This window comes from Nocardioides sp. CFH 31398 (assembly GCF_022436705.1).
Taxonomy (GTDB): domain Bacteria; phylum Actinomycetota; class Actinomycetes; order Propionibacteriales; family Nocardioidaceae; genus Nocardioides.
On record NZ_JAKUHT010000013.1, the window covers coordinates 211,665 to 236,654 of the forward strand.

The 24,990-nt window shown below is 73.7% G+C and carries 26 protein-coding genes and 4 tRNA genes; 21 read left to right on the top strand and 9 right to left on the bottom strand.

Translation table 11 applies throughout. The annotated features are described in order from the left end of the window. Together MJ876_RS13495 and MJ876_RS13500 are read left to right on the top strand one after the other, a co-directional pair. Positions 1-1,380 carry a lipopolysaccharide biosynthesis protein gene (locus MJ876_RS13495; RefSeq protein WP_240236867.1) on the top strand — a complete coding sequence of 460 codons (1,380 nt, stop codon included), beginning with the start codon at positions 1-3 and terminating at the stop codon, positions 1,378-1,380. Between the two features lie 11 nt (positions 1,381-1,391). Then, positions 1,392-2,753 carry a hypothetical protein gene (locus MJ876_RS13500; RefSeq protein WP_240236869.1) on the top strand — a complete coding sequence of 454 codons (1,362 nt, stop codon included), beginning with the start codon at positions 1,392-1,394 and terminating at the stop codon, positions 2,751-2,753. Here MJ876_RS13500 and MJ876_RS13505 read toward each other — a convergent pair. Then, on the bottom strand, positions 2,750-3,859 hold the full coding sequence (locus MJ876_RS13505) for a spore photoproduct lyase family protein (protein ID WP_240236870.1): 1,110 nt from the start codon (positions 3,857-3,859) through the stop codon (positions 2,750-2,752). The two genes, MJ876_RS13500 and MJ876_RS13505, sit on opposite strands and share 4 nt — an antisense overlap. A 63-nt stretch (positions 3,860-3,922) precedes the next feature. On the opposite strand from MJ876_RS13505, the gene MJ876_RS13510 reads away from it, so the two are divergent. Further along, complete coding sequence (locus MJ876_RS13510) at positions 3,923-5,038, top strand: glutamate--cysteine ligase (RefSeq protein WP_240236872.1); 1,116 nt, start codon at positions 3,923-3,925, stop codon at positions 5,036-5,038. A 3-nt stretch (positions 5,039-5,041) separates the two neighbouring features. Here the strand turns inward: MJ876_RS13510 and MJ876_RS13515 are convergent, their stop codons facing one another. After that, positions 5,042-5,284 (bottom strand): DUF6411 family protein, encoded by a 243-nt coding sequence (locus MJ876_RS13515; RefSeq protein WP_240236874.1) that lies wholly within the window; start codon positions 5,282-5,284, stop codon positions 5,042-5,044. A gap of 331 nt (positions 5,285-5,615) precedes the next feature. Between MJ876_RS13515 and MJ876_RS13520 the strand changes: the two genes are divergently transcribed. Further along, on the top strand, positions 5,616-5,960 hold the full coding sequence (locus tag MJ876_RS13520) for a hypothetical protein (RefSeq protein ID WP_240236876.1): 345 nt from the start codon (positions 5,616-5,618) through the stop codon (positions 5,958-5,960). Between the two features lie 190 nt (positions 5,961-6,150). On the opposite strand, the gene MJ876_RS13525 is transcribed toward MJ876_RS13520, so the two are convergent. The 5 genes from MJ876_RS13525 to MJ876_RS13545 all read right to left on the bottom strand — a co-directional run bounded on the left by MJ876_RS13525 (position 6,151) and on the right by MJ876_RS13545 (position 8,408). After that, the gene (locus MJ876_RS13525; protein WP_240236878.1) at positions 6,151-6,297 is read right to left on the bottom strand and encodes a hypothetical protein; all 147 of its coding nucleotides are present in this window, start codon (positions 6,295-6,297) and stop codon (positions 6,151-6,153) included. Positions 6,298-7,069: 772 nt separating this feature from the next. Next, the gene (locus tag MJ876_RS13530; protein WP_240236880.1) at positions 7,070-7,699 is read right to left on the bottom strand and encodes a hypothetical protein; all 630 of its coding nucleotides are present in this window, start codon (positions 7,697-7,699) and stop codon (positions 7,070-7,072) included. Between the two features lie 440 nt (positions 7,700-8,139). Then, positions 8,140-8,214 (bottom strand) — tRNA-Val (locus tag MJ876_RS13535). Between the two features lie 19 nt (positions 8,215-8,233). Beyond that, positions 8,234-8,304: transfer RNA gene (locus MJ876_RS13540), tRNA-Cys, on the bottom strand. Between the two features lie 31 nt (positions 8,305-8,335). Next, positions 8,336-8,408, bottom strand: a tRNA-Gly gene (locus tag MJ876_RS13545). 174 nt (positions 8,409-8,582) lie between these two features. Between MJ876_RS13545 and MJ876_RS13550 the strand changes: the two genes are divergently transcribed. The 3 genes from MJ876_RS13550 (at position 8,583) to MJ876_RS13560 (ending at position 10,332) form a co-directional block, all read left to right on the top strand. Beyond that, a complete protein-coding gene (locus MJ876_RS13550) occupies positions 8,583-9,404 on the top strand; it encodes an aminotransferase class IV (RefSeq protein WP_240236882.1) in 822 nt (273 codons plus the stop codon). A gap of 50 nt (positions 9,405-9,454) precedes the next feature. Then, positions 9,455-9,529, top strand: a tRNA-Val gene (locus MJ876_RS13555). A 38-nt stretch (positions 9,530-9,567) separates the two neighbouring features. Then, positions 9,568-10,332, top strand: coding sequence for a hypothetical protein (locus MJ876_RS13560; protein ID WP_240236884.1), 765 nt, complete (start codon positions 9,568-9,570; stop codon positions 10,330-10,332). 200 nt (positions 10,333-10,532) lie between these two features. Here MJ876_RS13560 and MJ876_RS13565 read toward each other — a convergent pair whose 3' ends face one another. Then, positions 10,533-10,925: a Rid family hydrolase gene (locus tag MJ876_RS13565; protein WP_240236886.1), complete on the bottom strand. Its 393-nt coding sequence runs from the start codon at positions 10,923-10,925 to the stop codon at positions 10,533-10,535. Between the two features lie 110 nt (positions 10,926-11,035). Here MJ876_RS13565 and thrS point away from each other — a divergent pair, with 110 nt between their 5' ends. Then, a complete protein-coding gene (thrS, locus tag MJ876_RS13570) occupies positions 11,036-13,018 on the top strand; it encodes a threonine--tRNA ligase (RefSeq protein WP_240236888.1) in 1,983 nt (660 codons plus the stop codon). Beyond that, complete coding sequence (locus MJ876_RS13575) at positions 13,018-14,025, top strand: hypothetical protein (RefSeq protein WP_240236890.1); 1,008 nt, start codon at positions 13,018-13,020, stop codon at positions 14,023-14,025. Before thrS ends, MJ876_RS13575 begins: the two co-directional genes overlap by 1 nt. Positions 14,026-14,187: 162 nt before the next feature. Here the strand turns inward: MJ876_RS13575 and MJ876_RS13580 are convergent, their stop codons facing one another. After that, entirely contained in the window at positions 14,188-15,165 is a 978-nt protein-coding gene (locus MJ876_RS13580) for a hypothetical protein (protein ID WP_240236892.1), read from the bottom strand. Positions 15,166-15,453: 288 nt separating this feature from the next. Between MJ876_RS13580 and MJ876_RS13585 the strand changes: the two genes are divergently transcribed. The 12 genes from MJ876_RS13585 to MJ876_RS13640 all read left to right on the top strand — a co-directional run bounded on the left by MJ876_RS13585 (position 15,454) and on the right by MJ876_RS13640 (position 24,975). Further along, positions 15,454-16,434, top strand: a complete 981-nt coding sequence (locus MJ876_RS13585) for a diiron oxygenase (RefSeq protein WP_240236894.1) — start codon at positions 15,454-15,456, stop codon at positions 16,432-16,434. A gap of 36 nt (positions 16,435-16,470) precedes the next feature. Next, entirely contained in the window at positions 16,471-18,147 is a 1,677-nt protein-coding gene (locus MJ876_RS13590) for an FAD-dependent oxidoreductase (RefSeq protein WP_240236896.1), read from the top strand. Positions 18,148-18,196: 49 nt separating this feature from the next. Beyond that, entirely contained in the window at positions 18,197-18,907 is a 711-nt protein-coding gene (locus MJ876_RS13595; protein WP_240236898.1) for a TetR/AcrR family transcriptional regulator, read from the top strand. Between the two features lie 7 nt (positions 18,908-18,914). Next, on the top strand, positions 18,915-19,475 hold the full coding sequence (locus tag MJ876_RS13600) for an HIT domain-containing protein (RefSeq protein WP_240236900.1): 561 nt from the start codon (positions 18,915-18,917) through the stop codon (positions 19,473-19,475). A gap of 59 nt (positions 19,476-19,534) precedes the next feature. Continuing rightward, positions 19,535-20,158: a phosphatidylinositol phosphate synthase gene (gene pgsA / locus MJ876_RS13605; RefSeq protein ID WP_240236902.1), complete on the top strand. Its 624-nt coding sequence runs from the start codon at positions 19,535-19,537 to the stop codon at positions 20,156-20,158. Positions 20,159-20,292: 134 nt separating this feature from the next. Next, positions 20,293-20,859: an alternate-type signal peptide domain-containing protein gene (locus MJ876_RS13610; RefSeq protein ID WP_240236905.1), complete on the top strand. Its 567-nt coding sequence runs from the start codon at positions 20,293-20,295 to the stop codon at positions 20,857-20,859. A 66-nt stretch (positions 20,860-20,925) separates the two neighbouring features. Then, positions 20,926-21,474, top strand: coding sequence for a signal peptidase I (locus tag MJ876_RS13615; RefSeq protein WP_240236907.1), 549 nt, complete (start codon positions 20,926-20,928; stop codon positions 21,472-21,474). After that, entirely contained in the window at positions 21,471-22,067 is a 597-nt protein-coding gene (locus MJ876_RS13620) for a SipW-dependent-type signal peptide-containing protein (protein ID WP_240236909.1), read from the top strand. The genes MJ876_RS13615 and MJ876_RS13620 overlap by 4 nt, the downstream gene beginning before the upstream one ends. Then, a complete protein-coding gene (locus MJ876_RS13625) occupies positions 22,064-22,897 on the top strand; it encodes a hypothetical protein (RefSeq protein ID WP_240236910.1) in 834 nt (277 codons plus the stop codon). The genes MJ876_RS13620 and MJ876_RS13625 overlap by 4 nt, the downstream gene beginning before the upstream one ends. A 164-nt stretch (positions 22,898-23,061) precedes the next feature. Continuing rightward, on the top strand, positions 23,062-23,583 hold the full coding sequence (locus MJ876_RS13630; RefSeq protein WP_240236912.1) for an alternate-type signal peptide domain-containing protein: 522 nt from the start codon (positions 23,062-23,064) through the stop codon (positions 23,581-23,583). A gap of 130 nt (positions 23,584-23,713) precedes the next feature. Continuing rightward, positions 23,714-24,253: a signal peptidase I gene (locus MJ876_RS13635; protein WP_240236914.1), complete on the top strand. Its 540-nt coding sequence runs from the start codon at positions 23,714-23,716 to the stop codon at positions 24,251-24,253. Then, the gene (locus tag MJ876_RS13640; protein ID WP_240236916.1) at positions 24,250-24,975 is read left to right on the top strand and encodes a hypothetical protein; all 726 of its coding nucleotides are present in this window, start codon (positions 24,250-24,252) and stop codon (positions 24,973-24,975) included. The genes MJ876_RS13635 and MJ876_RS13640 overlap by 4 nt, the downstream gene beginning before the upstream one ends. The last annotated feature ends 15 nt before the right edge of the window (positions 24,976-24,990 follow it).

The window sequence follows — 24,990 nt, forward strand, 5'->3', positions numbered from 1 at the left end:
ATGGACCCCCATCGCGCCAGGACGTCGGTGGGCGGGGCCATGGTCTGGTTCGTCGCGTCGTACGCCGGGTCGGTGCTCGGCGTGCTCGGCCTGAACGCCGCGGCGGGGCGGTGGCTGGGGCCCGACGACTTCGGGTTCTTCGTCGTCAGCCTCACCGCCGCCGGGCTGCTCAGCCAGGTCGGTCTGGTCGGCTCGCACCGCTCCGGGCTGCGCGAGGTGGCCCGGCTGCGCGACAGCGCGGACCCCGCCGCGATGGTCGTGCTGCGCAACGGGGTGCGGGCCGTGTGCCTCACCACGCTCCCCGTCGCGGGCCTGGTGGGGGGCGTCGCCACCTGGGTCCTCGCGCAGGACTCCTCGGGCCCGGAGCGGGTCACGCTCGCGGTGGCGGTGGGGGCGCTCGTCGTCCTCGGCGGTCAGCAGCAGCTGTGGGCCAACTACGTGCGCGGGCTGGGCCACGTGCGGTTCGCGAGCATGCTGGAGGGCCGCTCCGGCGGCGCCCTGGTCGCGGGGCTCCAGGCGGGCTGCGTCGTCCTGGTGTGGTGGCTGGCGCCCGGGTGGGACCTCGTCGGCGCCGTCGCGGCGGTGGCCGTGGGGTTCGTCGTCCCCGTGACCTCGGCGTGGCTCGTGGTGCGGCGGCGGTGGCGGGGCCTGCCCGGCCCGCGGGCGCGGTTGCTCCGCGACCTGCGGCACACGGTGGGGCGGGACTGGCGGTTCCTCTCCGCGCAGGTGGCCACGTTCCTCAACGGCACGACGGAGATCTGGCTGGCCGGCCTGGTGCTGACGGCGGTGGACACCTCGATGTTCTCGGCCGGTCAGCGGCTCGCCCTGCTGCTCGTGCTCCCGCTGACCGCGCTGCAGGTCGTCCTCGCACCCGTGATCGCGCGCTCGGTCACCGCGCCCGCCCCGCCGCCCGCCGACGCCGGTGGCGACCGTCGTCCCGAGCTCGAACGCCTGGTGCGGACGGGGGCCACCCTCGCGACGGTCCTCGCGCTCGTGCTCGCCCTGCCGATCCTCGTGGCACCGGGCCCGGTCCTCGGTCTCGTCTACGGCCCGGGGTTCTCCGCAGCAGTCCCGGTGCTGCTGCTGGTGTCGGTCGGGTCGATCGGCAACGTGGCCACCGGGATGGCCGGGACCGCGCTCTCGATGCTGGGCCGCGAGGACGTCGCCGCGCGCGTCCAGTGGCTGGGTGTGGTGCTCCGCGTGGCCCTCGGCGTCCCGGCCGCCCTCACCCTCGGGTTGCACGGACTCGCGATCTCGGCCTTGCTTGTCTCGTCGATCGTGTTCACAGTGATGTGGTGGCGGAGCCGTCGGGCTCTCGGGATCGCCACCCACGTCACACTGCGTCCCGAGCTGACCCTGCTGCGGAGGACGTCCGGCTAGGGGGAACCGCTGTGGAGCTCACCTTCGCCTCGCTGCTGGCGGCGACGCTGTTCTTCGGCCTGCTGGTGACCTGCGCGGTCATGCTCGGGCGGGGCCCGACGGACATGGTCCTGCTGTTCGTGCTGGTCTTCTGCCTCTTCTACGGCTTCCGCCCGATGATGTTCATCCTCGGCCTGGACGTGCCCTACCCGACGGAGCTGTTCTTCCCCGAGGAGATGCCGTCGTTGCTGCCGTCGACGCTGCTCGCGCTGAGCCTCTACCTCGCCTTCGCGATGCTGGGCATCGCCGCGATCAGCCGCTCCGGGTCGCACGGGTGGGCGCCGTTCTTCGCGCCCGCCGAGACCGACCTGCGGCGGGCGCTGACCGTCACGCTCGTGCTCACCGCGGTCGGCACCCTGGTCTCGGTCTACCTGATGGCCCGGTACGGCGGGGTCGGCGGCGTCATCGTCGCCAGCAAGTACGACAAGGCGCTCGGCGGCCTCTACGCGCTGCGGTCGATCTCCGGCGTGGGCGCCATCGTCGCGGTCACGACCTTCATCGACATGCGACGACAAGGGCTGCCGTCGCGCTGGGTGCGGGCCGCCGTCCTGCTGAGCGCGTTCGCGAACGCCTTCTTCGTGTTCATGTGGGGGAGCCGGGGTGTGCTCATCGTGGTGGCGGTGGTGCTGATCCTGGGTCTGCAGCCCGACCGTCGCCGTCGCCGGCCGGTGCGACGGGAGCGGGTGCTGGCCCGGCTGCTGGTGGCCGTCGTCCTGGTCGTCGTGGCGGCGTCCGGCATGCGGATCGCCCGGGACAACCTGAGCCACGGCGAGGTGCAGGCCAACTACGCCGCGTCCAGCTCGTGGCGGCAGGCGGCGGTCGGCACGAACTCGATCTACTTCGACGCGGCGATGCTGTCGTTCCGCGACTTCCCGTCGCGCTACCCGTTGCGGCAGGGGGAGGACTTCGCGAACGGGGCCGTCGGCGTCGTGCCGCGGTTCGTGTGGAAGGACAAGCCGACGGGCATCCCGCCGGGCAAGTGGTTCCGCCAGGTCTACGAGCCCCGGAAGCTCAACGGCTGGCCGATGGGCGCGGCGGCGGTCTGGTACCTCAACTTCGGCTGGTGGGGCCTGCCGCTCGGCGGCCTGGTCTCGGGGCTCGTCATCGGCATGCTCGCCGCGGCGCAACGACGGCGGCCGGCCAGCGGCTTCAACACCGGCGTCGCCGTGGTCGCCGCGGTGTTCGTGCTCCCGCTCGGCTGGGACAACCAGGTGCTGATGAAGTTCGTCATCTGGCTGGTGCCGCTGTGGGTGCTGTCGTTCTACGTCGCACCGCGACGACGGCGGGTCGAGCAGCCGGCCGAGGACACCGAGCCCGCGCCCGCACCGACCTAGGTCCAGTAGAGGACGCGCGCCCGGGGCAGCCGGGTCGCCACCTGCGACTCCAGGGTGTCGCGCATCTCGCGCATCACCTCGCGGGGGTAGACGTACTTCACCCCACCGAACTTCGAGCGCTTCTCGGTGCGGTGGGACTCGTCGAGGTCGAGGCGCGTGCCCGGGTACCACGACAGGAGCACCCGGCGGCTGGCCTCGGTGAAGCGGTGGGTGATGAGCTCGACGGTGAGGTCGACGTCCGGCAGCCCGGACAGCGCCGCCGCGGCGTCGCCGAGCAGGGCGGCGTACTCCTCGCGCCAACCCGGCAGCGGCATCACCGGCGCCACCGTCATTCCCACGGGGTAGCCGTCGGCCGCCACGGCGCGCAGCGCCGCGAGGCGCGCGGCGACGCTCGCCGTCCCGCCCTCGAAGCGGTGCGCGACGGACGCCGAGTTCACGGACACCCGCATGCGGGTGCGTCCGCCGTGGGGGAGGCCGACCAGGGCCGCGGCGTCGTCGTACTTGGTGGTGAAGCGCAGACCGACGCCGTCGCCGTGCTCGCCGCGACCCACCTGCGTGATCGCGGTGGACAGCGACCCCGTCACCCGCTCGAGACCCAGGGGGTCGGTGTAGCACGACAGCTCGAACGTCGTGCCCTCGTCGCCGCGCGCGGCGTCCCCGGTGGTCACCGTGCCGGAGCCGGCGAGGTCGCGGACCGGTGCCAGCACGTCGTCCAGGTTGGCGTAGGCGCGGGTGACGGGCGGGCCCTGCAGCGAGCCGGCGAGGTAGCAGTACTGGCAGTGGGCCGGGCAGCCCCTCGCGAGGTCCAGGCGCCAGTCGGCGCTGGGCGGGATGGGCTGCGGCCGCAGCTGGCTCGGCGGGGCGACGACGACCGCGAGGGTCCGCTTGGCCCGCGCGTAGGTCTCGCGCTCGGTCTCGCCGCGCAGCGTCGGGAGGCGGTCCCCGTCGAGCAGCCGGACGTCGTCGACGCCAGCCGCCTCGCAGCGCTCGACGATCCGCCGGCCGTGGTCGCGCTCGGCGGCTGACCGGGTCACCAGGACGTGGCGGGGACGCCACAGGCGGGTCGGGGCGTCGGCGAGCAGGTCGGTGCCGGGTGCGGGGCTCACCCCTGGTCAACCGAGGCCCCCCGGGGTCCGCTTCCCGCACGGGCGACCCACTAGCGTCGCGGGATGGTGCGCAGCGTCGGTCTGGAGGAGGAGCTGCTGCTCGTCGACCCCGCGACGGGACAGGTCAGGTCCGCGGCGCCGCGGGTGCTGCAGGGGCAGGCCGACCCGCAGGACGACGCGCTGCCGGTCGAGATGGAGCTCTTCCGCCACCAGGTCGAGACGGCCTCGGCGCCGTCGACGTCGCTGGCCGCGATCGGCGACGACCTGCGCCGCGCCCGTCGTACGGCGGGGGAGGCCGCGGGCGCCGAGGGCCTCGCGCTGGTCGCGTGCGGCGTGGTGCCGCGCGCCTCCGACGGGGCGGTGCCGTCACCCGACGACCGCTACCGCGACATCGTCGACCGTTTCGGCGCGCTGGCCCGCGCGGCGGGGACGTGCGGCATGCACGTCCACGTCGACGTCGACTCCCCGGAGCAGGGGGTCGCGGTCATCGACCGGGTCGCGCCGTGGCTGCCGGTGCTGCTCGCGATCTCGGCCAACTCACCCTTCTACGACGACCAGGACACCGGCTACTCGTCGTGGCGGGCGCAGGTGTGGTCGCGCTGGCCGACGGCGGGGCCGGCCGAGCCCTTCGGCTCGCTCGCCGAGTACCGGCGCGTCGGGGAGCGGTTGCTCGCGTCCGGTGCGGCCCGTGACGAGGGGATGCTCTACTTCGACGCCCGCCTCGGCCAGGGCACACCGACCGTCGAGCTCCGGGTGACCGACGTGTGCACCGACGTCGAGGACGCCCTGCTGGTCGCCGCCCTCGCCCGTGCGCTCGTCGAGAGGTCCGTGCGCGCCGAGGACGCCGGCGAGACGCTGCCGTCGTGGCGGGTCCAGGAGCTCCGCGCCGCGCAGTGGCGGGCGTCCCGCGACGGCGTCACCGGGGCTCTGCTGCACCCGGTGACCGGCGAGACGACAGCCGCCCGCGAGGTGCTGCGGGTCGTCCGTGACGAGCTCGCGGACCTGCTCGCGGAGGCCGGCGACCTGGAGCGTGTCGACGACGGCCTGGAGCGCGTGCTCGCCCGCGGCGGTGCCTCCTGGCAGCGGTCGGCGTACGAGCGCGGCGGGACCGTGCGGGACGTCGTCCTGGACCTCGCCGCCCGCACCGAGGCGACCTGGGCGGACGGCGCCGGTCCCTGACCGTCAGGCCGGCGTCTTGCCCCGGCCCTTGCGCCCGGCCGAGGCGCCCTTGCCCGCCCACTTCGCGGTCGAGTCGAACGGCTTGCGGCCCCAGCGTCCCAGCGGGCCGGGGAGCTTGCCGGCCACGTTCCCGGCGGTGCCGACGGTCTTCTTCGTCGCGCGCTCGGGGTGGCGGGACAGGCGGGGGAGCAGGAACGCCAGGACGGCGAGGACGACGACGATGACGATGATGACGGCGATGACCATGACGGGCTCCCGGCCAGCGGGGCGGAGGTCCCGGTCTGGTCTGGATCACTGTGGACCCCACGACCGGTGCACGCAACAAGCATCGCCGGGGAGTCGCCCACGGGCCCGTCGCGGGCCGGTCAGCCGGTCAGGGCCCCACCACCGGGATCGCGCTGGCCGGGTGCGCCTGTGCGCTCGCCTCCGTCGCCGTGGCCTCGACCGGGCGCCCCGGGGGCCGAGGACCCGGACCGACCGTGACCCGACACCGATGGGGCCGAGCACGTGTAGCGATCGTCTCGACGGGCACCGTCCACAGCACGGTAGGACACGATCTGCGACCCGGGCGGGGGCCATGCACTTCCACGCGGTGGAGCAGCAGGTCCACGGCGAGCCTCACCAGCTCGACGGCGTCTCGTCGCTCGCCTACCCCAGTGACCGGCCGGCGTTCGCGACCGTGGGCGAGGCGATCGACGCGGTCATGGACTCGGCGCTGCTGCAGTGGGGCGCTCCGGCGGAGGACGCCGTCGAGCTGGCCCTCATGGCGGAGATCGGCGACAGCCTCGAGCTCTCCGAGCAGGGCGCCCTGGCCTCGTGGGTGGCGCCCGACGGCAACGGGGCGGTGTGGTCCGTCCGGGCCTGTGACTGCGCCGACGGCACCCTGGCCCTGATCTTCGCCCACCACCGCCGTGGCGGCTGAGGTCGACGGCGCGTCGTCGGCACCGGGCCACGGCTCCATGAGCGTCTCTTGCAACGGTCCAGTGCGGGCCGGGTCCGATCCTTGAGCCGCGGATGAGGCTGGATCCCTAGTGTCGTTCCTGGCCGTCCCACCTGGACCCCATGCTGGGTGGGACGGCCACCCACGTCGCACGACGACCGCGCCCGTCGCCCTACTCCGGGTTGCTGGTCCGCGTCGGCTGCTGCTCGGGGCCCGTGTCGGCGTCGTCGCCCACGAGACCTCCGACGCCGAGCAGGACGAGCGCGACGAGCAGCACGGCGCCGAGGGCGAGGAACGGGATCCACTTCTTCGCAATCACCTCCGCACGGTTGCCGGAGCGGCGCCGGGCACTCGTCCCGACCGGCCCCGGCGACGGACCGCGGCGGTCACGGGGCACCCGCGATGCCCCCGAGGCGGATGGTTGTCGGCGCCTGTCCACTTCCTGTGGACTTCTGTGGAAACCACCCCCGGACCCTGGCGGCGGAGTACGGTCCCCGACGTCGGAGACATCGGGCTGCTCCGACAGCACGATGCGGCGGGCCGCTCCTCTCTGCCCCCCAGGGAGATGCGCGGCCCGCCTGCCCCGCCGGAACCATCGGACCCGCTCGACGGCCGCCGTGGGCAGCGCACGCCCGCGCCCTGCTGGGTCGAGAGCCGGGGTGCGGCCGTCAGTCGGCGACGGCTGACGTTCTCCTGCGGCCGAACCCTCAACTGCCTTACGATTCACCCGGGGCCGGTCCCGGGCCCGAGCAGCGATGTACTTGGGGGGCCTCTGCGTTGCTGCCGCCCGGACGACGATCGATCCCCCGTGACACCCCCACGTCTCGCCCCTCGCGGCGTGGGGGTGTCTCAGCCCGGTGCGCGCACGCCGGCGCCGGCCACACCTCGGACGGGACCAGCACACTGCCGTCCGGTCGGGCACGGGAGTTGAACTGGCGTGCAGGTCGCGACGGCGAGGACGCTCGGCCTCGACGTCGGCCCGCTCCTCGAGTCGAGCCGGGCGCGAGCCCGGCTCGGTGACTGGGGTCGACCGGTCGACTCGCCCACCCGAGGCGCCGGGCGGCCTCCTGGTGGGTGAGCAGACCCCGTGCTCACTCGATGACGACGGCTCGGTTCCCGAGCTTGATCCGCTTGCCCAGCCTGCCGTCGCGGCGAGCGTCGTCTATGTAGCTGTTGGGGCAGCAGGCGGGATTGCCGCTGGTGACGTCCCCGATCAACACGAGGGCACCGAACTGGAATGAGCTGACCTCATCACCCAGGCAGGAGGCCGGCAGCGAGAAGCTGTACTGGTCCTTCCTGGCGGAGCGGCGGACCTCCAGGCCGTCGCACTCCACGGGCTGGCCCGTGGCGTCGTCGGTCAGGACCGCACGCTTGCGGGAGCCCTCGCCCCGCAGCGTCGCTCTCCGGTCGTCGCCCAGGTTGCTGACGAATCGCACCGAGGCGCTCGTGTAGTCGGTGGAGGCGAGGGTCAGGTCAGCGACCGTGATGACGGCCGTCACGATGCCTTCGGTGGTGTCGACGCGCAGGCGGCGGATGTCCGCACTCGCCTCGACCCCCTCTCGGCCGGGGAAGTCGGGGTCGCCGGACAGGGTCGCGTCGCCGATGGGGTCATACGTGTTCCGAGTCTCCGCCTGCGCGGGGGAGGTGACGAGCAGCGAGGCCGCGACAGCGAGGACAGCAGCCGAGGTGATCGAACGGAGCAAGGGACGGGTGGCGCGCATGCGACCTCTTCACGACGTGGGTCCGGAGACCCGGGGGTGCCGCACCGACTGGCTCGACGCGCGCATGGTCGCACCCGTCCGGATCGGCCACCGTGACTTTGCCGAATCTCGCGGCCTCGGCCGTTCCTCGACGACGCCCGACCGGGTCTTGCGAGATCGCAGCAGGAGCCGTGACCGCGCCTCCGGTCTACCTTGCGAGACGGGGGCCAGACTTCTTCCTGGCCGTCCCGCCTGCACCCCATGCCGGGCGGGGCGGCCCTCGCTCGGGCGCCTGTGCAGCGGGGCTCGGTCCTCGGCGGTGCCGCCACCTCCGACGGCACGACCGGGTGCCGGAAATCTGTCCTCCGACAGCGTCGCGGGCAGGTCGGAGCCCGCGGACGAGAACAACGGAAAACCGCCTCCGACTCTGCGTTTCCGCAGGTCAGAGGCGGTATCTGATCTGGTGGGCGATACTGGGTTTGAACCAGTGACCTCTTCCGTGTCAAGGAAGCGCGCTACCACTGCGCCAATCGCCCGTGTGGAGTTGTGGTGTCGAGGTGGGTACGGGATTTGAACCCGTGTACACGGATTTGCAGTCCGTTGCCTCGCCTCTCGGCCAACCCACCATGGAGGCCCAACCAAGAGAGAACCTCTCCGAGCGGACGACGAGGCTCGAACTCGCGACCTCAACCTTGGCAAGGTTGCGCTCTACCAACTGAGCTACGTCCGCTTGCGGCTCCCGACCTTGCGGCCGTGAGTGCGTCAGGAACACTAGCCGATGCCTCAGGGGCCGCAAAATCACCCCCCTCCCTCGGCGCGGGAGGCCCGGGCGGGCGGCGATCGTGTCGCCTGTGACCCACCGGGTGCGCCACGGGCGACACGCTCTCCTCCTAGGGTGATTCACGTGCACGTGTGGGTGAACGGACAGCTGCTCGACGACCCGACCGCGCCCACGCTGCGCGTCGACGACCACGGCCTCGTGGTGGGGGACGGGGTGTTCGAGTCCGTCGAGGTCAACGACGGTCGCGCGTTCGCGCTGACCCGCCACCTCGACCGGCTCCTCGTCTCCGCCGCCGGCCTGGGGCTGACCGGCGTCGACCTGGGCGACGTCCGCGCGGGCGTGGACGCGACCCTGGCGGCCGAGCACCTCGAGCGCGGCAAGCTGCGCATCACCGTCACCGGCGGGCCCGGACCGCTCGGCTCGGGTCGTGGCGACGGCCCGCTGACCGTGGTCGTCGCCGCCGAGCCCATCGGCCCGAGCGACGCCTCGGCGGCGATCGTCACCGTGCCGTGGCTGCGCAACGAGCGGGGTGCGCTCGCCGGGCTCAAGACCACCTCGTACGCCGACAACGTCGTCGCGCTGGCCGAGGCGCGCAAGCACGGCGCGAGCGAGGCGATCTTCGCCAACCTCGCCGGCAACCTCTGCGAGGGGACCGGCAGCAACGTGTTCTACGTCGTCGACGGCGAGCTGCGGACGCCGACGCTCGCCTCCGGCTGCCTCGCCGGCGTCACCCGGGCCCTCGTCCTCGAGTGGTACGGCGGCCGCGAGGTCGACGAGCCCATCGGGGTCGCCGAGGCCGCCGACGAGGTGTTCATCGTCTCGACCACCCGGGCCGTGCAGCCCGTGCACCGCTGGGGGAGTCGGGAGTGGTCGACGCCGGGTCCGGTCACGGCCGAGGCCCAGGCCGCGTGGCGGGCCAGGGAGGGCGAGGACGTCGACCCCTGAGCCATGCGTTAAAGTCGCGGACGCCGCGTGAGCGGCACCGGCTCCGTCCCGGGCGATTGGCGCAGTGGTAGCGCGCTTCGTTCACACCGAAGAGGTCACTGGTTCGAACCCAGTATCGCCCACCAGTTCCGTACCAGCCGCTGAGCATCGTGGGGAGCTCATCGTGACGCCGTCCTCCGACCCACCGTCCCCGGGTCCGGGCCTGCACGACGAGGTCCTCGAGGCGGCGCTCCGCCTCAGCCGTGCGCGTGACGCCTTCGCCGCCCGGTACGCCGCCACCGAGGGTGACGACCACGGCCGGGTGGTCGCCCGTGGTGAGCAGCTCTTCGACTACGTCATGGCGGCCTCGTTCGGGTGGCGGGAGCTGCTCGCGACGCGGACGGCCAGTCCGTCCGGGGCCGCGGGGATCCTGGCCGGACTGCGGAACAACCGGCGCATCATCGACACCGGCACCCGGATGGAGAGCGTCTTCGCCGACCACGGGTTCGGCGACGACCTGCCGGAGCTGCTGGGCGGGCAGCCGTCGGAGTCCCGCCTCGGCTTCGTCCCGTTCGAGATGAAGATCCTCGACCAGCACAAGGTCATGCTCGAGGGCCCGCAGGTCGGCGACGAGCGCTCGCTGATGATCGTCGAGCACCCCGCCGTCCTGGCCGCCGCCCGCGCCTACTGGCAGGCCGCGCGTCGGGCCGCGCGTCCCGCCGCCGAGGTGGCGGAGCGCGGGCCCGCGGCGCTGGCGCAGTTCAGCGCCCGACAGCGCGCGGTCATCGCCCTGCTCACCCGTGACGTCGCCGACGACAGGGCGGCCGAGCTGCTCGGCATCTCGGTCCGGACCCTGCGCGCCGAGGTCGCCGCGGTGAAGGACCGGCTGGGGGTCGGCTCACGCTTCGCCGCCGGCGTGGCGCTCGGGCGGCTGCGCGCGCAGGACTAGTCCGGGTACGGGCCCGCCTCGGACGCGGGTTGCGACCCGGATCACGGTGCAGGTTCCTGCAATCGATGCCCGGCGGCCCGATGGACGGCCCGACGTGCCCCAGGATGTCTCCGGCGGATCCCGCGACCCGAGATCGCGGCGGACCGTCTCGTCGCTCGGCCCGCCCTGTGCACGGGGGCGAGGGCGGTCCGGGCTGCGACCTAGCGGGACCGCGGGTCCCTCGCCACGGCGCGGAGCTCGACGAGGGTGCCGGGCACGGCGAGCTCGGCGACGCCGATCGCCGACCACGCCGGGTACGGCGCCGCGACGTGGCGCGCCTTGACCGCGGCGAACGTCTCGAGGTGCTCCCGCAGCCCGACGTGGTACGTCGTGAGCTCGACGACGTCGGCGGTCGTCGCGCCGGCCAGGGCGAGGGCCCGCCCGAGGTGCGCGAAGGCCGTCTCGAACTGCGTCGCCGGGTCGTCGTCCACGTTCCCGTCGGGGCGGGCGCCGGTCACCCCGGAGCAGAGCAGGAGCCCGGAGGCCGCCACGACGTCGCTGAAGGCCCACTGCGCGCCGAGGGCGGCGTGGGCGGGGGAGAGCAGGTGGTCCATGCCCGGATGCTGCCCGAAACCCGGTGGGGTGCGAGCCCTGCACGCCGATACGATCGGCTCACCCACGAGCCGCGGCGCCGTATGCCGCAGCGCCACCGAAGGAGTGCCGCATGCCCGAGATCACCCTCGTCCACGCCGAGCAGCGCGAGGACCGCAGCGTCGAGGCCGGCACCCGGCTCTGGGAGCTGTTCCGCGACGACCCGGACGTCGTCGCCGCCCGCGTGGACGGCGAGCTGCGCGACCTGTCGCGCGACGTCGAGGACGGCCAGGTCGTCGAGGGCGTCGCCGTCGACAGCCCCGACGGCCTCGACATCCTCCGCCACTCCTGCGCCCACGTGATGGCGCAGGCCGTGCAGGACCTCTTCGCCGACGCCAAGCTCGGCATCGGCCCGCCGATCCGCGACGGCTTCTACTACGACTTCGACGTCGAGACCCCCTTCACCCCGGACGACCTCGAGAAGATCGAGACCCGGATGCGCAAGATCATCAAGGAGGGCCAGCGCTTCGAGCGCCGCGTCACCTCCGACGCCGAGGCGATCGACGAGCTCAAGGCCGAGCCGTACAAGATAGAGCTCATCGGCCTCAAGGGCGGCGCCGGCGTCGAGGACGCCGCCGAGGGGGCGTCGGTCGAGGTCGGTGGCGGCGAGCTGACCATCTACGACAACGTCCGGCGCGACGGCGAGGTCGCCTGGTCCGACCTCTGCCGCGGTCCCCACCTGCCGACCACCAAGCGGATCCCGGCCTTCAAGCTCATGCGTTCGGCGGCGGCGTACTGGCGCGGCGACGAGAAGAACAAGCAGCTGCAGCGCCTGTACGGCACCGCGTGGCCGAGCAAGGACGCGCTGGCCGACTACCTCCACCGCATCGAGGAGGCCGAGAAGCGCGACCACCGCCGTCTCGGCCGCGAGCTCGACCTCTACTCGTTCCCCGACGAGATCGGCTCCGGCATGGCCGTCTTCCACCCCAAGGGCGGGGTGATCAAGCGGGAGATGGAGGACTACGTCCGCCGTCGGCACATCGAGGAGGGCTTCGACTACGTCGGCACCCCGCACATCAGCAAGGAGGGGCTGTTCCACACCTCCGGGCACCTGCCGTACTACGAGGACACCATGTTCCCGCCGATGGAGCTGGAGTCGTCGCGGTACTTCCTGAAGGCGATGAACTGCCCGATGCACAACCTGATCTTCCGCAGCAAGGGGCGCTCGTACCGCGAGCTGCCGCTGCGGCTGTTCGAGTTCGGGTCGGTCTACCGCTACGAGAAGTCCGGCGTCGTCCACGGCCTGACCCGGGTGCGGGCCCTGACCCAGGACGACTCCCACTCCTACGTCACCAAGGAGCAGGCGCCCGGCGAGGTGAAGCACCTGCTCGACTTCGTGCTCGGGCTGCTGCGCGACTTCGGGCTCGACGACTTCTACCTCGAGCTGTCGACCCGCGACGACTCCAAGCCCGACAAGTTCGTCGGGGACGACGCGCAGTGGGACGAGGCGACCGCGGTGCTGGAGAAGGTCGCCACCGACTCGGGCGTCGAGCTCGTCCCGGACCCGGGCGGCGCGGCCTTCTACGGGCCCAAGATCTCCGTGCAGGCGCGCGACGCCATCGGGCGGACCTGGCAGATGTCGACCATCCAGTACGACTTCAACCAGCCGGCCGGCTTCGACCTGACCTACCAGGCCGCGGACGGCTCGCGGCAGCAGCCGGTGATGATCCACTCGGCGAAGTTCGGCTCCATCGAGCGGTTCATCGGCGTGCTCGTCGAGCACTACGCCGGCGCCTTCCCGCCCTGGCTGGCGCCGGTCCAGGTGCAGGCCATCCCGATCGCCGAGCGCCACGCGGACTACCTGTACGACGTCGCGAAGCAGCTGAGGGCGAAGGGCCTGAGGGTCGAGGTCGACGACTCCGACGACCGGATGCAGAAGAAGATCCGCAACGCGCAGCTGCAGAAGGTGCCGTTCATGGTCATCGCCGGAGACGCGGACGTCGAGGCCGGCGCGGTGTCGTTCCGCTACCGCGACGGCCGCCAGGACAACCAGGTCCCGGTCGCCGAAGCCATCGAGCGCGTCGCCGCCGCGGTCGCGTCGCGCGAGCAGGTCTGATGCGCGGACGACGGGGGCGGGCGGCGGCGACCGCCGCCGCCCTCGTCGGCGTGCTCGCGCTCGCCGGGTGCGGCGGCGCGGACGAGTCGTCGTCCCCGTCGTCGGGGGCCGGGGACGAGGGCGTGCCGAGCCCGTCGGGCGAGACCGACCCCTCGCCGTACCCGACGCAGGCGACGCCGTCCCCGACCGACGGTGACCGCGCCGGCGAGCCGGGGGAGGGCGCGCAGGACCTCGCCGAGCAGGCGGAGGGCCTCGCCGAGGAGACCCGCATCGCGCCGCGCTCCGGGAACGTGCTGGGCAGCGACATCTCGTGGCCGCAGTGCCCGGTGGGCATGGGCATCCCGGAGAAGCGGACGCTCGGCATGCCCGGCCCGCTGCCCGAGGCGGAGTACGTGATCGTCGGGCTGACGAACGGCCCCGGCTTCACGCCGAACCCGTGCCTGGCCGACCAGGTGGCGCAGACGCGGCGCTCGGGCAAGCTGATCTCGGCGTACTCGGTGGCGAGCTACCCGGACGCCGCGCAGCTCGAGGAGCACGCGGACGACGGCCCGTACGACGGTTCGACGCCGGCGGGGGCGCTGCGCAACACGGGCTACCAGCAGGCGCTGTACAACGTCGCGTCGATGGAGGCGACGGGCTTCGAGACGCCGTTCGTGTGGATCGACGTCGAACCGGTGCCGGACTTCGAGTGGAGCGCCGACCCGGCCGCCAACGCCGAGGTGGTGCGGGGCATCGCGCGCGGCTACACCGACTCGGGCTACGGCATCGGGGTCTACTCGACGCCGGCGCTGTGGGCCGGCGTGGTCGGCGACCTGGAGCTGGGGATCCCGGAGTGGCGGGCCGCGGGCCAGACCTCCGCCGCCGAGGCGCTGAGCCGGTGCGGCGACGACTGGGTCATCCAGGGCGGCGAGGCCGTGATGGGGCAGTGGGTCGAGGCCAGCCGCGACCAGAACCTCACCTGCGACGGGGCCGCGCGCGACCTGGACCTGTACTTCCACCAGTACTGAGTGCGCGGGGGCCGCGAGGACACGCCTCCCTCCCGAAGAGACGCCGAGTCGGCACGTCTGCGCAGCCGGGAGGGGTCGAGTCGGCACGTCTGCGCAGCTGGGAGGGGTCGAGTCGGCACGTCTGCGCACGTGGGAGACGCCGAGTCGGCACGTCTGCGCAGCTCAGTACGACGGGCGCGCGCCGGCCCGCCGTCGCGCGGCGATGACCGCCTGACGGATCCGCGCCTCGAGCATGACCTGGTCCGGTCCGAAGAGGTCGTCGCGGACGACCACGACGAACGTCCAGCCGTGGATCCGGGTGAGGTACTCCCGGCGCCGTGCGTCGTGCCGGCGTCGTCCCGGACCGGCGTGCCACTCCTCGCCGTCGTACTCGATCGCGACCTTGAGCTCACGGTTGGCCAGGTCGAGGCGCGCGATCTCGACACCGTCCTCGACGACGCCCACCTGCGGCTCGAAGGGCGCCTCGCCCACCTGCAGGCACCGCAGACGGAGCACGGACTCCGCCGGGGACTCGGCGCGCGGGTCGACCAGGGGCGCGATCTCCCGCAACGTGGTCACCCACCGCATCCGGGCGTACCGCTCGACGCCAGCGAGCAGCTCCTCGATCGAGAACGTGCCGAGACGGGCGACGGCGTCCATGCCGGCGATCGCCCGATCGGGGTGCCGGACGCGACCCAGGTCGTGCGCAGTCCGGAGCGGTGTGGTGACGCGGACGCCGTGCACCGAGGTGACGTCGTCCTCGCGCAGGTTGCGCTCGCCGCCGTCCACGATCTCGGTGCGCACCCGCCCCCGACCCGACGGCCGGAAGAGGGACAGGGGGCGCAGGGCGAGGTGCTCGCCGGGCGCGAGTGCGCCGGTCGTCCCGAGCAGCCACGCCGCGTGCTGGTCGCACACCACGCAGTCCGACGACGCCACCAGCCCGATCGACGCGGCACGGAGCGCGGGGGAGTCACCGGCCTCCGTCGCCAGGTACACCCCCTTGACCGGTCGTCGCAGGAGACCGCGTCCGCACAGACGAGTCAGCTCCCGGGGGTTCGGGACCAGGTCGAGCGCCTCGGCGCGGGTGAAGGGCCGGTCGCGAGGGAGGGGTGAGTCCGGCGGGAGGAAGGAGGGGGTGGCGGTGGGGGCGAGGAGGGTCATGCCGCAGACCTGCCCGTCGGCCGGACGACGGACACCTGCGGGTTCGGTGCCTGTGGAGAACCTGCGCAGACGTGCCGACTCGACCCCGGATCCGTGCGCAGACGTGCCGACTCGACCTCGGGAAAGTGCCTGTGACGGCGTGTCTGCGACACGGTGTCGATACTCGGGACGCGGCGTCACGCATACTGCTGTACACGGGACGCCGTGTCGCGCTAACCTATCTGCGACACAGCGTCACCGAACGTCCCAGCAGCATGCGACACGTCCCCGACCAGCGAGGAGTGCACCATGACCGCCGTCGAGCAGGAGACCACCAGCGCGGCCGCCTACGAGGACCGGCTGCGGATCCTCTCCGAGGCCAGCGTGGACCAGCACTTCGACGCGTTCGAGGACATCGCCTGGGACGACCCGGCGTACGCCGTCGACCCGGACGACCCGCGCTGGATCCTCCCGGAGGTCGACACCCTCGGCGGGCACCGCTGGTACCGGTCGCTGCCGCAGGAGGACCAGATCCGCATCGGCCTGATGCGTCAGGCCAACGTCGCGAAGGTCGGCCTGCAGTTCGAGCAGATCCTCGTCGCCGGCCTCATGAACTACACCTTCGCGCTCCCGAACCGCTCGGCGGAGTTCCGCTACTGCACGCACGAGGCGACCGAGGAGACCCACCACACGCAGATGTTCCAGGAGTTCGTGAACCGCACCGGGGTCGACGCCCCCGGCGGCCCGCTCCTGTTCCGCGTGCTCGCGCCCTTCCTGCCGCTCTTCGCGCGCTGGACGCCGCTGCCGTTCTTCCTCGGCGTCCTGGCCGGCGAGGAGCCGATCGACCACCTGCAGAAGTCCATCCTCCGCGCCGGGAGGACGATGCACCCGCTGCTCCAGCGGATCATGCAGATCCACGTCGCCGAGGAGGCCCGCCACATCGGGTTCGCCCACCAGTACGTCGAGAACCACGCGCCCCGCCTCAGCCGCGTGCGCCGCGCCGCCGTCGCCCTGATCCTGCCGATCCTCATGCGCTTCCTCTGCGACGTCATCGTCGTCCCGAGCCGCAAGGCGCAGGCGCAGATGGGCGTGCCGCGCTGGGTGGTCAAGGACCTCTACTGGCGCGACCCCGCCTCGCGGAAGATGCTGCGCGACCTGTTCGCGGACGTCCGGATGCTCGCCGAGAACAGCGGCCTGATGACCCGCTCGTCGCGGCTCCTGTGGCGCCTGCTGAAGATCGACGGCCGCGCCGCGCGCTTCCGCAGCGAGCCCTCCTCCGCCGCCGCCTGAGGCGGCGCACCGGCACGAGCAGGCAGGACCGCACCGATGGCGTACGTCGTCACGCAACCGTGCTGCGCCGACGCCTCGTGCGTCCTGGCGTGCCCGGTCAACTGCATCCACCCCGCACCCGGTGAGCCCGGGTTCGCCGAGGCGGAGATGGTCTACATCGACCCGCGCTCGTGCGTCGGGTGCGGGGCGTGCGCCACCGCCTGCCCGGTCGACGCGATCAAGCCCGACACCGCGCTCGCGCCCGACCAGCAGGTCTTCGCCGCGATGAACGCGGAGTACTACGACGTGTTCAGCCACCCCGACCGGACGCCGCTCGCGGTGGTCGGCAAGCAGCGCCGCCTCCTCGGCGACCGCGGCGAGGGCGAGGTCGCGGTGGCCGTCGTCGGGGCCGGGCCGGCCGGGCTGTACACCGCCGACGAGCTGCTCAAGCACCCGGAGGTCCGGGTGGACGTCCTGGACCGCCTGCCCACGCCGTACGGGCTGCTGCGCGCCGGCGTCGCCCCCGACCACCAGCACACCAAGCAGGCCGAGCGGCTCTTCGGGCAGATCGAGTCGCAGCCCGGCTTCCGCTACCTGCTCGGTGCCGAGGTCGGCCGCGACCTCCTCCACGAGGAGCTGACCGCGCGCTACGACGCCGTCGTGTACGCCGTCGGCGCGTCCACCGACCGTCGGCTCGGGATCGACGGCGAGGACCTCGCCGGCTCGGTCTCCGCCACCGACCTCGTCGGCTGGTACAACGGCCACCCGGACCACCAGGACCTGGGCCTCGACCTGTCGCACGAGCGGGTCGTGGTCGTCGGCAACGGCAACGTGGCGCTCGACGCCGCGCGGATCCTCACCGCCGCGCCCGAGCGGCTGGTCGGCACCGACATCGCGCGGCCGGCGTACGAGGCCATCGCCAGCAGCGGCGTGCGCGAGGTCGTCGTCCTGGGGCGTCGCGGCCCGGCTCAGGCGGCGTTCACGGTGCCGGAGCTCGTCGGCCTGGTCGGTCTCGCGGACGCCGGGGAGATCGACGTCGTCGTGGAGACGAACGGGGCCGGGCTCGGCGAGTCCCAGACCGAGCGGCTGCTCGCCGACCTCGCCGCGCGCACGCCCCGACCCGGCCTGCGCCGCATCGTGCTGCGGTTCCTCACGGTGCCCGTGCGGGTGCTCGGCGAGGGGGGCCGCGTGACCGGGCTCGAGGTCGCCCGCACCCGCCTCGAGGCCGACGCGGACGGCGTCTGGCGGGCCGTGGTGACCGACGAGACCGAGGTGCTCGCCACCGGCACCGTCCTCCGCTCCGTCGGCTACCGGGCGCGGCCGGTGCCCGGCCTGCCGTTCGACGAGGCCGTGGGGACGGTCCCCCACGAGCGGGGTCGTGTCGAGCCCGGGACGTACGTCGTCGGCTGGATCAAGCGGGGCCCGACCGGCTTCCTCGGCACCAACAAGTCGGACGCCGCCGAGACGGTCACGAGCATCCTCGACGACCTGGACGCCGGGACGGCGCGGCGTCGCGGGACCACCGAGCGGGCCGACGACCTGCCGGCCCTGCTGCGCTCGCGCGGCGTCGCGGCCCACGGTCGGCGGGGCTGGCGCGCCATCGACGCCGAGGAGCGCCGCCGGGGTGAGGCGGAGGGACGTCCGCGCAGCAAGATCACGACGCGTCCGGAGCTCGACGAGGTGGCTGCCGGAGCCAAGCGCCCGCGGCGTTACGCTGGTCTCGTCCGCGGCTGAGGCGGACGCCGCGCAGCACGGCGGCCGAAGGCGATGGGGACGGGGTGTGATGGCGACCAAGCAGCCCGCCGACGGGCGCCAGCTGCGCTGGAACCGCCACAACGAGGAACGCCGTGAGCAGATCCTCGACGCCGCCCTCGAGAGCCTCGAGGACGCCGGCCCCGGCGTCGACGTCCACGTGCAGGAGATCGCCGAGCGCGCCGGTCTGTCCCGCACCGTCGTCTACCGGCACTTCGACGACCGTGCCGACCTCGACCGCGCCGTCCGCGCCGAGATCCTCGACCGGCTCTGGGCTGCGCTGATCCCGGAGGTCACCCTCGACGGCACCATCCCGGAGATCGCCGAGCGGATCGTGTCGACCTACGTCGGGTGGACGGTCGCCCACCCCGCGCTGCACCGCTTCGCGGAGTCCGACTCCTCGCAGGGCGAGGAGGACCCGCTGCAGGAGGGCCTGGCCCGCATCGCCGGGCAGGTCGCCGACCTGATCACCACCGCCATCGACCTCCTCGGGCTCGAGCCGAGCGAGGACGAGCGCGCCGCGGTCGACCCGCTCGTCTTCGGCCTGGTGGGCGCGGTCTTCGCCGCCGTCCGCCGCTGGATGTCGCGCCCCGAGCGGACGCCGCCGGCCCCCGTCTTCGTCTCGATGGTCACCGAGTCCGCCTGGCACCTGCTGGAGGGCTTCGGACGACGCCTCGGCATCGTGCTCGACCCCGACCAGCGGGTCGAGGACCTCCTCGCCGCCGCCGGCCAGACCACGTGAGGGCCCGGTGAGCACCCCCGAGCCCGACGGCACCGACCGGCCCTTCGTCCAGGACGGCATCGGCGAGCCCGACGCCCTCGACCGGCTGTGGACGCCGCACCGCATGGCGTACATCCGGGGCGAGAACAAGCCGTCGGACGCCAGCGAGGGCGAGTGCCCCTTCTGCCGGATCCCGACCGCGGACGGCGACGGCCTGGTGGTGCGTCGCGGCGAGCTCTGCTTCGTGGTGCTGAACCTCTACCCGTACGCGCCCGGCCACCTGATGGTCTGCCCCTACCGGCACATCGCCGACTACACGGAGACGACCGACCCGGAGGCCGCCGAGATGGCCGACCTGACCCGGGAGGCGATGCGGACGCTGCGCTCGGTGTCCGGGGCGGCGGGGTTCAACCTGGGCATGAACCAGGGCGCGATCGCCGGCGCGGGGATCTCCGCGCACCTGCACCAGCACGTCGTCCCGCGCTGGCCCGGCGACCAGAACTTCATGCCGGTGATCGGCCGGACCAAGACGTTGCCCGAGCTCCTCACCGACACCCGAGACCTGCTCTCAGCGTCCTGGGTCGGCTGAGCCGGGGACACCGAGTCGGCGTCGGGGTCGGGGCGGGGCGCCGATAACCTCCAGGCACCATGCTGGAACGCTTCCGCGGGTTCTGGACCCGCCTGGTCTCGCCGATCGCCCACCTGCTGATCCGGCTCGGGGTGAGCCCGGACGCCGTGACGCTGGTCGGCACCCTCGGGGTCGCCACCGGCGCGCTGGTGTTCTTCCCCCAGGGGATGCTGCTGACGGGCGTCCTCGTGATCACGGCGTTCGTGTTCTCGGACCTCGTCGACGGCTACATGGCGCGGCTCACCGACCGGTCGAGCCCCTTCGGTGCGTTCCTCGACTCGACGCTGGACCGCGTCGGGGACGGCGCGATCTTCGGCGGTCTGGCGCTCTACTTCGCGGGCCCGGGGGACTCCACCCTCTACCTGGCCCTGAGCCTCGTCTGCCTGGTGATGGGCTCGGTGACGTCGTACGCCAGGGCGCGGGCCGAGTCGCTCGGCTACCAGGCCAAGGGCGGCATCGCCGAACGCGCCGACCGCCTCGTGGCCATCCTGGTGATGACCGGGCTGTCGGCGATCTTCTCGCTGCCGTTCCTGCTGTTCCTCACGCTGTGGGTGCTTGCCGTGGCGAGCACGATCACGGTCGTCCAGCGCGTCCTGCTGGTCCGTCGCCAGGCGCTGGGCGGCCCGGCGCAGCCCCCGTCCTGACGCCGAATGGCAAAACTTCGGAACGACTGGGTAAAACTCGCACGGATCCGGCCACCCGGGTGTAGGTGATACGTCACCCTGGTCGTGCGCCCGGGACATCTCGGTTCCCGGCACTTACCTGGGGGGGTAGCGTGATGAACACGCATGTCAAGAGGGGGATGCTGGCCGGAGGGGCGGCGTTCCTGCTGCTCGGAGGCGCCGGCTCGCTGGCCTACTGGAACAGCACCGACGTGGTGCCCGGCGACGGTCTGGACACGGGCCGCCTGGCGATCGACGCGAGCAGCTGCGACGCCGCGGGGTGGCTCGTCAGCAACGAGGTCGAGGGTGTCGAGGAGGTGGCCTTCGACCCGGCGACCGAGGTGCTGGTGCCGGGCGACGTGGTCACCCGGAGCTGCACGATCGCCGTGGACGCCGAGGGCACCAACCTCCGGTCGGTCTTCGGCGTGACCGGAGGTGGCCTCGGCGGGACGACGCTGGCGGGCGACGACCTGAGCGTGGTCGGGGGGATCACCCGGGGAGGTCAGCAGATCGACCTCGGGCAGCCGGTGGAGCTGTCGGACGGCGACCAGCTGCGGGCCAGCCTCACGCTGGCCGTCCCGCTGAAGGCGGACGTCGTGGACAACGACTCCATGCTGAAGGCGATCCGTCTCGACGAGATCGTCCTGACGGCCACGCAGGCCACCACGCCGGCCGCCGGCTGACCGCGGTGGGGGGGGGGGGGGGGGGCGCCCCCCCCCCCCCCCGCCCCGGCGGGCACGGGGGCCCGCGTGGCGCGGGTCCTCGGTGTGGGCGTCTGCCTGCTCGCCGGGGTCGTGGTGGTCCTGGCCGTCGTGGTGCCCCGGGTGACCGGGTCGACGCCGTACACGGTGCTGACGGGGTCGATGGCGCCCGGCCTGCCGGTGGGCACCCTCGTGGTGGTCCGTCCGGTGTCGGCCGAGGACGTCCGGATCGGCACCGTCCTGACCTACCAGCTCCGCTCGGGACAGCCCGAGGTCGTGACCCACCGGGTGATCGGCACCCGTCAGGGTCCCGACGGTCGGGAGTTCGTGACGCAGGGCGACGCCAACGCCGTCCCCGACGCCGAGCCGGTTCTCGAGCAGCAGGTGCGCGGCGAGGTCTGGTACTCGCTGCCGTGGGTGGGGAGGGTCTCCCACGCGCTCGACCCCGGGCAGCGCCGCAGCGTCACCGCGGTCCTCGCCGGCGGGCTGGCGCTGTACGCCGGCCTGTCGTTCGGCGCCGCGGGCCTGCAGGCCCGCCGGGGCCGGCGTGAGCGACGAGCCCGCAGGACCGAGGGCGTCCGGGAGGCGGCGGCGTGAGCGGCCGTCACCGTTCGGCGGCGCCGGGGCGCGGTGGGGGGCTCGTCCGCCGGCTGGTCCCACCCGTCCTGGCGCTCGCCGCCGCCGTCGCCCTGTTCCCGGGCGGGGGCACCCTGGCGGCGTGGACCGACCGCGCGAGCGTGGCCGCGGAGGGGATGTCGACGGGCCGGCTCGACCTGGCCGTGGACGGTGCCGGGGGCCTGGACACCACCCACGCCCGACCCGACCTCGCGCTGCAGGGCATGGTCCCGGGGGAGAGCAGCGCGGCGACCGTGGTGGTCGCGAACACCGGAGACGCCGACCTGCGCTGGTCGGCGGGCGTCACGACCGACGGCGGTCTCGGTCCGGCCCTGGAGGTCGAGCTGTGGCTCGGGGGTCGCGCCGGGCCGGACGACACCACCTACCCGAGGACGGAGTCCTGCACGGGCGGCGTCCGGCTCGCACCCGGCGAGGCGGTCAGGACGGACCGGGGAGCGTCCCGGGACCTCTGCGTCCGGGTCTCGCTCCCCGTCGCGACGGACGACGCCTTCCAGGGCAGGACGACGGGCTCCGTCTCACTGCGCCTAGACGCGATGCAGGTGACCACGCCGTGACACGCGCACCGCACGTCGTCGCTCTCGTGGCCCTGGCCGTCTGGCTGGGCCAGGTCGACGGCACGTCCGCGGCCTTCACCGACCGTGCCGTGGTCACCAGCGGCACGCACACCTCGGGGTCGATGGCGGCGCCCGCCGTCCCGACCGTGACCCAGGTCCGGGGCAGCGGCGCCACCCGCGTGGCCTGGACGGCGTCCGCCGTGGGGGACCACGGCGCCACGGCGACCTCGTACGAGGTCCAGCGGTACGACGCGGCGACGGGAGCGACGCCGACCGCCGTCTGCAGCGTCACCGCCGACCCCGGAGCGACCCTGGCCTGCGAGGACGGCACGCGGCCGTCCGGCACCCGTCACTACGCCGTCCGGGCTCGCTTCGGGGCCTCGTGGCGCGCCGAGTCCTCGCGGCGTGCCTTCGCCGCCGACCTGACCGGACCGGACGTGACCGTCACCCAGCCGGAGAACGGCTACCGCGGCAGCGCCGCGGACCTGCGGCGTGCCCTCGACCGCGGGTGCGGGGCCGACGCCCTCGGGTGCGGTTCCGCCGCCGACCCCGCAGGGGTGGAGGCCGTCCGCTGGGTGCTCGAGCTGCGCCCGAGCGCCGGCAACCGCGCCCTGCGGTGCTGGGACGGCGCATCTTTCGTGGTCGCGGGCGCCAGCGGCTGCGCCGACCGGGCGGCGGCGACCAGTGCCGTCTCGGGCGGGCTCCGCTGGCGGATCCCCGGGGCCGCGAACGAGGTCTACCGCGACCGCGGCACCTACACCGTCACGGTCACCGCCAGGGACGTGTTCGCCAACCCGACGACCGTCACCTCTGCCGTCACAGTCAACTGACAGGCTTCCCCGAACGCCGGACGCGTGGCGTTTGGGTGTCCCACCCTTGTGGTGGGAGGACTCGGGATTCCCCTGACACATTCTTCTGCGACCGCAGAAATGTGTATGTACCATATGTTTCGGTGTTGAGCCGCTGACCGCGGCCCGAGCAGGGAGATCCCGAGATGAAGAAGTCCACCAAGTCCGTCCTGGCCGCCGGTGCCGCGGTCGTCGTCCTCACCGGGGGAGCGGGCTCGCTGGCGTACTGGAACGCCACCGCCGACATCGGCGGCGGCGAGATCGACTCCGGCGACCTGGACCTCACGCCGGACGGCGACGGGGTCTGGCAGCTGAACGGGACCGACGTCCCCGACCCGGAGGCCGTCGTCCTCGTCCCCGGGGACGTGCTGACCTACGCGGGGGCCTACACCGTCGTGGCCGTCGGCGACAACATCGAGGCGACGCTGACCGCCGAGGGCGCCGGCGGTGCCGGCACCCTCGCCCCGTACCTCGACGTCGACCTCACGGCGACGACCGCGGGCGCCGCCGTCACCACGATCGACGAGTCGAACGACGGGGACACCCTGGACGTCGACCTCACCGTCGACTTCCCCTTCGGTGGCGCCGCGGACAACGCCTCGAAGACCCGGACGCTCGACCTCACGGGCGTCTCGGTCGTCCTGACGCAGACCGACGCGACCCCCTGAGGGCCGCCGGCCCCCTCGCGACCCGACCGCGATGACGCCCCTCGCCGCCACGGCCACCGCCGTGCCGGCCGAGGACGCTGCCCCCTCCCCCCGGGCAGCGTCGCTCGGTCGGCACCGGCGGCGACGCGTCGTGTCCGTCGCCTGGTCGGCGCTGTGCTGGGCCGTGGTCCTCGTCGCCGCCGGGGTGCTCCTGGCCGCGGTGCTCGTGCCGCGCCTCGCCGGTGCCACGCCGTACACGGTGCTGACGGGGTCGATGACGCCCACCTACCCGCCCGGGACGCTCGTCGTGGTCCGCCCCGTCGACCCCGAGGACCTCACCGTCGGCGACGTGGTCACCTACCAGCGCGCCTCCGGTCAGGCCGCCGTCGTGACCCACCGCGTCGTGGCGGTGGCCAGCGGCACGGTCGACGGCGAGCGGTCCTTCCGGACCCGTGGCGACGCGAACAACGCCGTCGACCGGGAGCCGGTGATGCCGGTGCAGGTCAAGGGCGAGGTCTGGTACGCCGTGCCCTGGCTGGGCCACCTCAACGGCTGGCTGTCGGGCGCCCAGCGCCAGTGGGCGTCGTACGGCGTGGGGGCGGGCTTGGTCGTCTACGCGCTCGTGATGGGCGGCGGGGCCTGGCTGGACCGGCGCCGTCGGCGCCGTCGGCGCCGGAGGGCCGCCGCGTGAGGGCGTCGGCCGTCGTCCACCTGCTGCCGCTCTTGGCCGTGCTGGCGGGGGCGTCGCTGGCCCTGGCCGTCCCGCCGGGGCACGCCGAGGGGCGTGGGCCGTCCGTCGGGCTGAGCCCGGACGGCGGCCGTTACGCCGACTCCCTCGAGGGGCCGCTGTTCGACGAGGCGCTGCGATGGGTCCCCGGCGACCGCCGCTCGGCGTCCTGGTGGGTGCGCAACGAGTCGGCCGACACCGCCCGCCTGTCGGTGGAGGTCCCCGAGGACGCCGTCGTGCCCGGGTGGCTGGGGGTGTCGACCCGCGCCGACGACGGCTGGACACCCGTCGCCGCCGACGCGTCGGGCGTGGTCGGCCTGCTCGCCCCCGGGGAGGAGCGCCGGGTCGACCTGCGCGTCGACATGCGCCCGGGCGCCGGGAACGCCTCCGAGCGGGGGACCGCCGACCTGCGCCTGCGCGTCCGGCTGACGGAGGAGGTCCCCGGCGGCGGGCCCGACGAGCAGGGCCCGGGCGGGGCCGGGCCGACCGCACCCGGCGACGGGTCGGACCACGACGGGCTCCTGCCCGGCACCGGGTCACCCCTCGGGCTCGGGCTGCTCCTGCTCGCGGCCCTCCTGGTCGGACTCGGCGCCGCGCTGCTGCGCCGGGCGGCGCGCGACCGCGACGGCACCGCCCCCGCCGGGCGGCCCACCGCGGAGCCCGCGCCGGCGGAGGTCCCGACGTGAGCCGCCACCGCGCGA

Bases quoted from the DNA above. Each gene is read 5' to 3' on its own strand.
- MJ876_RS13495 (WP_240236867.1), top strand. From the start codon at position 1: ATGGACCCCCATCGCGCCAGGACGTCGGTGGGCGGGGCCATGGTCTGG.
- MJ876_RS13510 (WP_240236872.1), top strand. From the start codon at position 3,923: ATGGTGCGCAGCGTCGGTCTGGAGGAGGAGCTGCTGCTCGTCGACCCC.
- MJ876_RS13515 (WP_240236874.1), bottom strand. From the start codon at position 5,284: ATGGTCATCGCCGTCATCATCGTCATCGTCGTCGTCCTCGCCGTCCTG.
- MJ876_RS13520 (WP_240236876.1), top strand. From the start codon at position 5,616: ATGCACTTCCACGCGGTGGAGCAGCAGGTCCACGGCGAGCCTCACCAG.
- MJ876_RS13530 (WP_240236880.1), bottom strand. From the start codon at position 7,699: ATGCGCGCCACCCGTCCCTTGCTCCGTTCGATCACCTCGGCTGCTGTC.
- MJ876_RS13565 (WP_240236886.1), bottom strand. From the start codon at position 10,925: ATGGACCACCTGCTCTCCCCCGCCCACGCCGCCCTCGGCGCGCAGTGG.
- thrS (WP_240236888.1), top strand. From the start codon at position 11,036: ATGCCCGAGATCACCCTCGTCCACGCCGAGCAGCGCGAGGACCGCAGC.
- MJ876_RS13575 (WP_240236890.1), top strand. From the start codon at position 13,018: ATGCGCGGACGACGGGGGCGGGCGGCGGCGACCGCCGCCGCCCTCGTC.
- MJ876_RS13580 (WP_240236892.1), bottom strand. From the start codon at position 15,165: ATGACCCTCCTCGCCCCCACCGCCACCCCCTCCTTCCTCCCGCCGGAC.
- MJ876_RS13585 (WP_240236894.1), top strand. From the start codon at position 15,454: ATGACCGCCGTCGAGCAGGAGACCACCAGCGCGGCCGCCTACGAGGAC.
- MJ876_RS13590 (WP_240236896.1), top strand. From the start codon at position 16,471: ATGGCGTACGTCGTCACGCAACCGTGCTGCGCCGACGCCTCGTGCGTC.
- MJ876_RS13595 (WP_240236898.1), top strand. From the start codon at position 18,197: ATGGCGACCAAGCAGCCCGCCGACGGGCGCCAGCTGCGCTGGAACCGC.
- pgsA (WP_240236902.1), top strand. From the start codon at position 19,535: ATGCTGGAACGCTTCCGCGGGTTCTGGACCCGCCTGGTCTCGCCGATC.
- MJ876_RS13610 (WP_240236905.1), top strand. From the start codon at position 20,293: ATGAACACGCATGTCAAGAGGGGGATGCTGGCCGGAGGGGCGGCGTTC.
- MJ876_RS13630 (WP_240236912.1), top strand. From the start codon at position 23,062: ATGAAGAAGTCCACCAAGTCCGTCCTGGCCGCCGGTGCCGCGGTCGTC.